Below are 9,228 nucleotides of genomic sequence, written 5' to 3'. Positions count from 1 at the left end.
GGCAATGAAGCCAGCGGTTTGGCTTATAGTATCTTCTTTGATGTGAATTATAACTTTTAAGATAAACACAGATTACTGTGTTTGAGAAGCATAGTTGTTATAAATCAAGAAATCGACTTAGGTTGATCGGCTAAAATAGCCTTTATCCTTTCGCTCATATTGACAGCACCATTCAAGGCTATTTCGACCTTGGGATAAGGACGAACAAGAGCTGCTTGGATTTTTGCTAATAGGCGTTCTGGGTTTAAATCTTCCACCGTAATGGGATGTACAAAACCGTGGGCAGATAATTTTTGAATACGCACATCCTGTTCCGAATTACCAGGGTAAGGGAAGGCCAACCCTGGTGTTTGGGTACTGATGACATCAATTAAGGTATTATCACCGCCAAGGCTGATAGATAAGGCAGACTCCATTAAGCACTGTTTGAAGTTTTGCAGAAACGGGACAATTTTAACGTTTTCACTGGAAACCAGTTCGTTGAGATGGGCGAAATCCGATGCCGTAGTGAAGGATCCAGTCGCAATTAAAAAAGTGTAATCCGGGAGCAAGGGTGCAGTTTTGATCGCCGCTTCTAGCAGATTCTTTCCGATACTGCCCCCACCTTGGCTGACTAAGATTTGTGCAGTTCGGCTTGGTTTGTCAATAGGTGATTTAGTGCCTAAGTAGCCAAGGTAGTAAATTTTGTCCGCAATTTGTGGGGTCAAGGAGAATGTTTCGTCAAAGCAGATAACATTAGGATCGCCACGAATGAATATGGTATGGATGTAATCATTAACCGACTGAACCATGCGTTGTTCTGCCTCTAAGGGTTCTGGTACCAACACTTCGCGGACAAATGAAAAAATGGGGATGTGGCTATTTTGAATCCGTAATTGATGGAAAAGGGCATGAATTTCATTTTTGAATCGGCGGCGACCAAAAGGGAAAAACTCAATGATAGCGGCATCATAAGGCGGGGACAAAAATGCGTCGATATTCTGGGCGCGAATTGTCCAAAGTGCTTCGATACTATATTGATGGCTGGGGTCGTAAAGTTCACCGGTTTGCTCATCAATCAGGATAGTTGGTAAGCGAAGATCACGAAAGCCAGGGTGTTCAATGGTGATGTTGATGTCATGACCACCGTAAATTAAATCGACATCAGCGTGTTGCAACAGCTCGCGGATGACCTGCAAGCTTGCAGTTAAATGACCAATACCAACCAAGCTTTGGCAGTAATAAAGTATTCGGGTTCGATTTTTAGATACCATAACCTTACAATAAAGGAAATAGACTAAGATTACAAAGAAAACTCCTGTTGTTAATTTATGATAAGCGAGCTAAAACAAGAAATTTATCGCAAATGGTAGGTATTACTATCAAGGCGTTACCCACTTTAACAAACAAGTAATAATACTAAATAATGAAAATTACTATCTTTGGAACAGGCTATGTCGGTTTGGTGACAGGTACATGTCTTGCGGAAGTTGGCAATGACGTGCTTTGTGTGGATATTGACCAGGATAAAATAGATAACCTTAATCAAGGGATTATTCCTATCTACGAACCCGGTCTGGAAGACATGGTTAAGGATAACCATCAATCTGGTCGCTTACGATTCACCACTGATGCAAAAATGGCAGTTCAGCATGGCTTATTCCAGTTTATCGCCGTAGGTACGCCGCCTGATGAAGATGGTTCTGCCGATATGCAATACGTATTGGCGGTTGCCAAAACGATAGCAGAACATATGACCGAATACCGTATTGTCGTGGATAAATCGACAGTGCCGGTTGGGACGGCAGATAGGGTGAAAAATCTTATCCAGACCAACCTAAAAGCCAAGGGCGCGGATATTGAGTTCGATGTGGTTTCAAATCCTGAGTTTTTAAAGGAAGGGGCTGCCATCGGTGATTTTATGAAGCCAGACCGTATTGTTATCGGCACTGATAATCCTAGGACAACCGAGTTATTAAAAGCTTTATATACACCATTTACCCGCAGTCATGAGCGCATCATTGCAATGGATGTCCGTTCAGCAGAACTCACCAAATATGCAGCCAACGCGATGTTGGCAACAAAAATCAGTTTCATGAACGAGTTGGCTAATCTGGCTGAACATTTAGGTGCTGATATTGAACACGTCCGCAATGGCATAGGCTCGGATAGCCGCATTGGATATAGTTTTATTTACCCAGGTTGTGGTTATGGTGGCTCTTGTTTTCCTAAGGATGTCAAGGCGTTGGAACGAACGGCAAAGGAGATTGGCTATCAGGCAGAGTTGCTGGGCGCAGTGGAGCGCGTCAATGACAGGCAGAAACACGTTCTTTTTGACAAGATTAGCAAACACTTTAACGGACAGATTAAAGGCAAAACCTTTGCATTGTGGGGCTTATCATTTAAGCCAAAAACCGATGATATGCGCGAAGCGCCCAGTCGTGTGTTGCTAGAATCCTTGATAAATGCGGGTGCTACTGTCCAAGCTTTCGATCCAGAAGCTTTAGAAGAAGCTAAAAGAATCTACGGTAACAAAGCAGGTTTGGTGTTGTGCAAAACCCAAGCGGAAGTGCTCGATAATGCCAATGCACTTTGTGTAGTCACCGAGTGGAAAAACTTCTGGAGTCCTGATTTTGCTCAGTTAAAACTAAAACTTAAAGACTCCGTCGTATTTGATGGTCGCAATCTTTACGAGCCAAAACAGTTAGCGGCTGCTGGTCTTACCTATTATTGCATTGGCAGACCAGTGAATACATAATTTCCAATCATTCCATAGACTTATCAGAGATAAATTTTGAAAATATTAGTGACAGGAGCCGCTGGATTCATCGGCTCCATGCAAGCAATGCGATTGCTGGAGCGGGGCGATGAAGTCGTCGGCATAGATAATCTTAACGATTACTACGATGTCAATTTAAAGCTGGCTAGATTGGCACGCTTAGAAAGCCATCCAAATTTCACATTCATCAAGCTGGATATTGCCGATAGGCAAGCAATGACTGACCTATTCGCCAAAGAGAATTTTCAGCGGGTCGTGCATCTCGCCGCTCAAGCTGGGGTCAGATATTCCATTACCAACCCACATGCTTATATTGATTCCAATATCGTCGGTTTTATGAATATTTTGGAAGGCTGTCGGCACAATCAGGTTGAGCATTTGGTGTACGCATCTTCAAGTTCCGTATATGGCGCAAATACCAAAATGCCGTTTTCAGTCCGCGACAATGTAGACCATCCGGTTTCGCTTTATGCCGCCAGCAAAAAAGCCAATGAATTGATGGCGCACACGTACAGCCACTTATACAACTTGCCAACCACGGGTTTACGGTTTTTCACCGTTTACGGGCCGTGGGGCAGGCCTGATATGTCGCCCATATTGTTTGCAAAAAACATCATGCAAGGTAAACCGATAGATGTGTTCAATTACGGCAACCACAGGCGTGATTTCACTTACATCGACGATATTGTTACGGGTGTGACCAAAGTACTAGACAAACCTGCACAAGCAAATCCCAACTGGTCTAGTGAAAATCCCGACTCTGGCACTAGCACCGCACCCTACCGTGTCTACAATATCGGGAACAATACGCCTGTACAATTACTCGATTTTATTGCTGCACTGGAAACTGCCATCGGCAAAACAGCCATCAAGAACTTATTGCCCATGCAGCCTGGTGACGTTCCCGATACTTATGCAGACGTATCGGATTTAATCGCTGAATTCGATTACAAACCTGATACATCCATAGAAACAGGCGTTAACGCATTTGTAGAATGGTATAAAGACATGTACAAGGGTTAAAGACCCAAAGAACTGAATGGCGTCGTTACCAACAAAATAAATAGTCAGTAAAGTTAAGGCAGCAATAAAAACAATAGGTTATTGTTAATATGCACTAAAGATAACCTGGAAATTTAATCAAGCAGCATCTTGTTGATATAAATGCTTCTGAAATTCTATGAACAACGAACTGATATTCGCCACGTTGCCTAAAACGTTTTTGGCATCTTCCAGCGAGTGATATTTGTTGGTTAACAAGATAGGCAGTTTTTCTTGATCCAGTTCTTCTACCCCTGTTTCGATGTATTTGCTCAACACAAAATCAATAAATTCCTTTTGTTGGGCATTCAGAAAAGCAAAAATATTGGCTTGGGCTGCTGCAACCCTGGCTTCTCTTGTTATAGGCTTAACATCACTGTTAAAGACATACTCCAGCACATCAAACAAATCGCTTTTTTCTGCATCAATGAGCTTTTGCAGGGTCGATAATTCTTCCTTGCCATAACCTGCTTCGTCTAATTGTTCTAACAAAACTCGTCGGGTCATTGGATTGCTCCAAAGCGTCCGTAATTCTGTTTCACTTTTGAAAAGTTTTGGCAATTCGCCAAACAGGTTGTTTAAGAATTCCTCTGCTGAAATCGGCCTACCGTTGGCACTCCAAAACGAGGTTGAAATCATGGCTTGAATATCTAATTCTTTGCCATTCTTCAACTGTATTTTTACTTTTTTGATGCACACACAAGGCTGCTGTTCGCATTTTATACAAAGTGGTGGCGGTGGTTTTTCACATTCACAAGGTTGTTGTCTGCATAGCTTGCAGGATTTAGGATTTGCAACTTCGCAGACACAGGGATTTTCTCCACATTTGGCGCAAGCCTCTTCTTCTAAAGGTTCACCATCCCATTCAGGATCAGCAAAGTGCTTATAGGCATCGACAAAATCGTAAATAGTAAAAAACTCTTTGCCTTCAAATAAACGTGTGCCACGTCCAACAATCTGTTTAAACTCAATCATAGAATTGACTGGTCGCAACAAAACAATATTGCGGATATTCAGCGCATCAACGCCCGTGGATAATTTCTGTGAGGTGGTCAGAATAGTGGGGATAGTATTTTCATTGTCTTGAAATTCCCTCAAGAATTGCTCGCCAATTTCGCCATCATTGGCGGTTACACGGACACAATAATTCGGGTCTTTTGATGTTTTGTATTGATTAACCAGATCACGAATGGCTGCTGCATGGTCTTGTGTGGCACAGAAAATAATGGCCTTTTCGTTTTGATTGGCTTCGTCCATGAATACCTGAACGCGCTTTGCCTCTCTTGCCTTAATTTCTATGATTTTATTGAAGTCGGATTCGGTATAAAGTTTTCCTTCTTCAATTTCGCCCTCAATGATTTGGTCATCACTGGTGTATATATAATCATCCAGCGTGGTCTTAATGCGTTTTACTTTAAAGGGTGTAAGAAAACCATCATTGATACCCTCTTTCAGCGAATAGATATAAACGGGTTCACCAAAATAGTGGTAAGTATCTACGTTGTCTTTGCGCTTGGGGGTGGCAGTTAAACCTAACTGAACCGCTGGCGAAAAATAGTCTAATATCCCGCGCCAGTTGCCTTCATCATTAGCACCGCCTCGGTGGCATTCGTCTATGATGATGAAATCAAAATAGTCGGGTGGGTATGCGCCAAAATAAGGAGCGGGTTTGCCTTCCTTATCCGTGCCACTCATAAAGGTCTGGAAGATGGTAAAGAAAATACTGCCATTGGTAGGCACACTGCCTGTTCTCCTGATTTCATCCGGGCTAATCCGCACCAAAGCATCTTCAGGGAAGACGGAGAACGAATTAAAGGCTTGATTAGCCAAGATATTTCTATCCGCTAAAAATAATATCCGTGGCCTTCTGCTGCCGTCGCGTTTTAAGTTCCAGCGGGTTTGGAAGAGCTTCCAGGCAATTTGAAAAGCAATGGCGGTTTTCCCCGTCCCTGTCGCCAAGGTCAGTAAGATGCGGTCTTTGTTGTTGGCGAGGGCTTCTAAGGTGTTTTTTACGGCGATTTCCTGATAGTAGCGTAATTGCCACGTACCGCTTTTATCTTCAAACGGAATGGCAGAAAACTTCTCCCGCCACTCATTTTGCACAGCAAAGGTTTTGTTCCACAGTTCATCAGGGGTCAGGTAATTGGCAACTAAGCCTTCTGCACCGGTCAGCATACAAATGCTGTATAGCTCTTTTCCGTTGCTGGCATACGTGGTTTGTATGTCTAATTTTTGGGCATACAGTTTCGCCTGTGCCACCCCTTCACCTACGCCCAGTTCGTCGCTTTTGGCTTCTACGACCGCGAGCTTTATACCCTTGTAGACCAGCACATAATCAGCGGTGAGTTTTTTGGATCTAACACCGCCCCAGCCACACGCTTTTAACTTAGGATCAATCAATTCTGCTCTGGTTTCGGCTTCGTTCATAATCTTACTTTTTAGATAGCCCTGAAAGGGCTTAATATACCAACGATGGGCATCGCCCTTCGCTACGACAACGCCACGAAACATCCAAGCCCTGAAGGGGCGATATATAGCGTGCTATGGCTATGGCGCGAGTGGATAGTCGGTGTGTATTACGCCCTTTCAGGGCTGGTTATGGGTTCTTTCTTCGATGGGCTATGCCCACCGTTAACAGATGTCGCCCCTTCGGGGCTTTGCAACTCCGCGAAACGCTTCGCTATGGTAACTTCACAAAACCTAGCGCTGAAAGGCGACATAGTTAGTCCCAAACATACCGTTCATCATAGTCCAAATTATATTTTTTAAGAAATGTGCGGTATTCATCCTGGAATGTTTTCTTACCATGATGTTCGTGTTGATTGGTGATATACGCAATCACTGTGTCAATTTCAGTTGGATTGACTGAAAATGCCCCGTAGCCATCTTGCCAATAGAAATTACCGTAATCATCGCCTTTGGTTTTTATCCATTTGGAAGAGTGCGCTTTCAACTCTTCCAGCAGTTTTATCAAGGCTATCTTTTTAGATAACATACACAGTATGTGGATATGGTCGGTATATCCGCCCACTTTTATGACTTGGCAGTCGAGTTTGTTGCAGATACCACCGAGGTAGCTATGCAATTCTGCTGCTACGGGTGGATGTATCAGCGGCTGCCTGTGTTTGGTGCTAAATATGATGTGTACGTAATTTTTTACGAGCGACTGTCCCATGGTTTTATATCATGATAGTTAATGGGGTTAAGCCCTGAACGGGCGATATATCCTAACACAGGGTGCAGCCCTGTGAAGCGTCCAAGTCCCCAAAGCCCTGAAAGGGCGATATATAAGGTGATGTCTGGTGCTGGTGCGATGAATAGACATTGTGTGTTGTGTTGTGTATTACGCCCTTTCAGGGCTGGTTATGGTTGATGGTTTCCTCTCGATGGGCGATGCCCATCGCTGGCAGATGTCGCCCCTTTGGGGCTTTGTAATGTATTCAGTTCATCCAAGCCCTGCAAGGGCGATATATACCAACACAGGGCGCAGCCCTGTGCAGCGTCCAAGCCCAAAAGCCCTGCAAGGGCATAATACGTCAGCGATGGGCAACGCCCTTCGCCTATGTAACACCAGGAAATCCAAGCCCTGAAAGGGCGGGATATAAGGTGATGTAGGGTGCGAATGAATAGAATGAATAGGCATAGTGTATTACGCCCTTTCAGGGCTTATTATGGTTGATGGTTTCCTATCGATGGGCGATGCCCATCGCTGGCAGATGTCGCCCCTTTGGGGCTTTGTAACGTGTCCAGTCCATCTAAGACTGAATGGGCTTAATACGTCAGCGACGGGCAACGCCCTTCGCCTACGTAACACCACGAAACCCAAGCCCTGAAAGGGCGATATATACCAACACAGGGCGTAGCCCTGTGAAGTTCCCAAACCCCAAAGCCCTGAAAGGGCGTAATACGCCAGCGATGGGCAACGCCCTTCGCCTACGTAACACCACGAAACCCAAGCCCTGCAAGGGCGATATATACCAACACAGGGTGTAGCCCTGTGAAATTCCCAAGCCAAAAAGCCCTGAAAGGGCGTGATACGTCAGGTAGATGCCGCCTCTTTGGGGCTGTGTAACTGTCCTGCCCCTTCTGGGTTGTGCAACTCCCCACGAAACGCCTTTTGCAACACACTCTTTTTCAATTCGTCCAAATCATTTAGGTGCTGTTGGTAGATGGCTTCTAATTTTTGGGTTTGGGTTGATAGGGCATCTAGTTTTTGGACTATGGTTTGTTGGTCTTTAAGCGAAGGACAAGGAACAGGTAATTTTTTCAAATCATTTATTGAAAGATTTGGCTGCATCAAAGTATTGACGCGAGCCATTACATATTTAGCAACTCCATAAGTTGTAAGAAAGTAATACAAATAACTCTGATTAATCAATTTTTCATTTGGAACTAAAGCAGCAACACGTTGGTTTATTAATGCACCGTCATAACTCTTAGGAACAACTGCAACTTTTAATCCAGCTGAAATAATTGTCCTTGTTAAAGCTATAACAATATTTCCTTCCCTTACTTGAAAATCCTTTAAAGTGTCTTTGAATATTTCAGGCAAATAATTATCTACTTCTTCTACAAATTTATTCACGCCAACATTTGTAATTTTAATAGATTTGATTGTATTTGTTGATTTGAAGTCTTTGCTTGCAAATGCGTAGCCATTGATAATCTTTGTAATTTCTTGAATGCTTTTTTCTTCCCAATTGCAATTTTCAAACACCGATTGCAAATAACTTTCAAAAAGTTCTTTGGCGTTTTTGAGGTTTTGTTGTGCATTGGCTTTTGCCTTGGCTATGGCTGCAAAGGCTTCATCTAAAATGGCTACTATGCGTTGTTGTTCGGGGAGCGGGGGGAGTGGGATTGATAAATTGTTTAACTGCCCTAATGATAAGTTTTGCTGAGCAGCACCACCTTTTAATTTTTCTATTTCTTCTGAAATATTATTTGAGGTGAAATACTTTGCAAGAAAACTCACCAAAATCCCTGAATCTTTTGCAAGCCTTACTATTGCTAAGGCTTGATTCGTATTTGCAGGAACGATTTCTTCATTCACAATCCCGATTCTACCCAAAGCCCCTGCAATTGAGAAAAGAATATCGTTTACTTTCAGTTGAGACCTTTTAAGTGATTCATGACATTCTTCCGAAATATAAGCCACCTTGTTTGGAATTATTTGACCTGATTCAGTCAGCGATTCTACTTTTATAAAATTCACTCCTTCATCTGTAAATTGAAAACCAAGACTTGTAGGCGTTGTACCTTTTGTAATAACTTCGCAAACCTCCCCCCTGCGTCAGAATAGTTGTCGTCTCAAATTTTTAAAGAAAATAAAATTTGAGCTTAGAGATGAAAACGTATACAAGGTATTCTGAAGACTTTAAAGAGCAAGCGCTGGTAAAGGTTTACAACCGTGGAAATGATCAATCGATTCA

The 9,228-nt window shown here is 43.1% G+C and carries 8 protein-coding genes and 1 pseudogene; 5 read left to right on the top strand and 4 right to left on the bottom strand.

Annotated features, from left to right (window positions below):
• Positions 1 to 104 precede the first annotated feature (104 nt).
• Positions 105 to 1,253, bottom strand: coding sequence for a glycosyltransferase family protein (locus AC1YY3_RS12320; protein WP_481824872.1), 1,149 nt, complete (start codon positions 1,251 to 1,253; stop codon positions 105 to 107).
• Positions 1,254 to 1,405: 152 nt separating this feature from the next.
• Here AC1YY3_RS12320 and AC1YY3_RS12315 point away from each other — a divergent pair, with 152 nt between their 5' ends.
• Entirely contained in the window at positions 1,406 to 2,737 is a 1,332-nt protein-coding gene (locus AC1YY3_RS12315; RefSeq protein ID WP_481824871.1) for a UDP-glucose dehydrogenase family protein, read from the top strand.
• A gap of 36 nt (positions 2,738 to 2,773) precedes the next feature.
• On the top strand, positions 2,774 to 3,781 hold the full coding sequence (locus tag AC1YY3_RS12310; protein WP_481824870.1) for an NAD-dependent epimerase: 1,008 nt from the start codon (positions 2,774 to 2,776) through the stop codon (positions 3,779 to 3,781).
• A gap of 117 nt (positions 3,782 to 3,898) precedes the next feature.
• Here AC1YY3_RS12310 and hsdR read toward each other — a convergent pair whose 3' ends face one another.
• On the bottom strand, positions 3,899 to 6,310 hold the full coding sequence (gene hsdR, locus AC1YY3_RS12305; RefSeq protein WP_481824869.1) for an EcoAI/FtnUII family type I restriction enzme subunit R: 2,412 nt from the start codon (positions 6,308 to 6,310) through the stop codon (positions 3,899 to 3,901).
• A gap of 211 nt (positions 6,311 to 6,521) precedes the next feature.
• Positions 6,522 to 6,974 carry an IS200/IS605 family transposase gene (tnpA, locus tag AC1YY3_RS12300; protein WP_482194523.1) on the bottom strand — a complete coding sequence of 151 codons (453 nt, stop codon included), beginning with the start codon at positions 6,972 to 6,974 and terminating at the stop codon, positions 6,522 to 6,524.
• Positions 6,975 to 7,137: 163 nt separating this feature from the next.
• Here tnpA and AC1YY3_RS12295 point away from each other — a divergent pair, with 163 nt between their 5' ends.
• Genes AC1YY3_RS12295 through AC1YY3_RS12285 form a run of 3 tightly spaced genes read left to right on the top strand, consistent with a single transcriptional unit; the run spans position 7,138 to position 7,792 of the window.
• On the top strand, positions 7,138 to 7,389 hold the full coding sequence (locus AC1YY3_RS12295) for a hypothetical protein (protein ID WP_482194522.1): 252 nt from the start codon (positions 7,138 to 7,140) through the stop codon (positions 7,387 to 7,389).
• A 54-nt stretch (positions 7,390 to 7,443) separates the two neighbouring features.
• Positions 7,444 to 7,632 carry a hypothetical protein gene (locus tag AC1YY3_RS12290; RefSeq protein ID WP_482194521.1) on the top strand — a complete coding sequence of 63 codons (189 nt, stop codon included), beginning with the start codon at positions 7,444 to 7,446 and terminating at the stop codon, positions 7,630 to 7,632.
• Positions 7,633 to 7,666: 34 nt separating this feature from the next.
• Complete coding sequence (locus tag AC1YY3_RS12285) at positions 7,667 to 7,792, top strand: hypothetical protein (RefSeq protein ID WP_481824865.1); 126 nt, start codon at positions 7,667 to 7,669, stop codon at positions 7,790 to 7,792.
• Positions 7,793 to 7,838: 46 nt separating this feature from the next.
• Here the strand turns inward: AC1YY3_RS12285 and AC1YY3_RS12280 are convergent.
• A pseudogene (locus tag AC1YY3_RS12280) lies at positions 7,839 to 9,071 on the bottom strand (restriction endonuclease subunit S); the annotation flags it as partial.
• Positions 9,072 to 9,228: the final 157 nt, after the last annotated feature.

The sequence above is a fragment of the Methyloglobulus sp. genome (genome assembly GCF_964779595.1).
Note: the sequence above shows the minus strand (reverse complement) of the source record. Positions and strands in the feature narration are given on the sequence as shown.

What these genes read in the sequence shown, in the direction of transcription:
- AC1YY3_RS12320 (WP_481824872.1), bottom strand. Translation starts at nt 1,253, where the DNA reads ATGGTATCTAAAAATCGAACCCGAATACTTTATTACTGCCAAAGCTTG.
- hsdR (WP_481824869.1), bottom strand. Translation starts at nt 6,310, where the DNA reads ATGTTTCGTGGCGTTGTCGTAGCGAAGGGCGATGCCCATCGTTGGTAT.
- AC1YY3_RS12315 (WP_481824871.1), top strand. Translation starts at nt 1,406, where the DNA reads ATGAAAATTACTATCTTTGGAACAGGCTATGTCGGTTTGGTGACAGGT.
- tnpA (WP_482194523.1), bottom strand. Translation starts at nt 6,974, where the DNA reads ATGGGACAGTCGCTCGTAAAAAATTACGTACACATCATATTTAGCACC.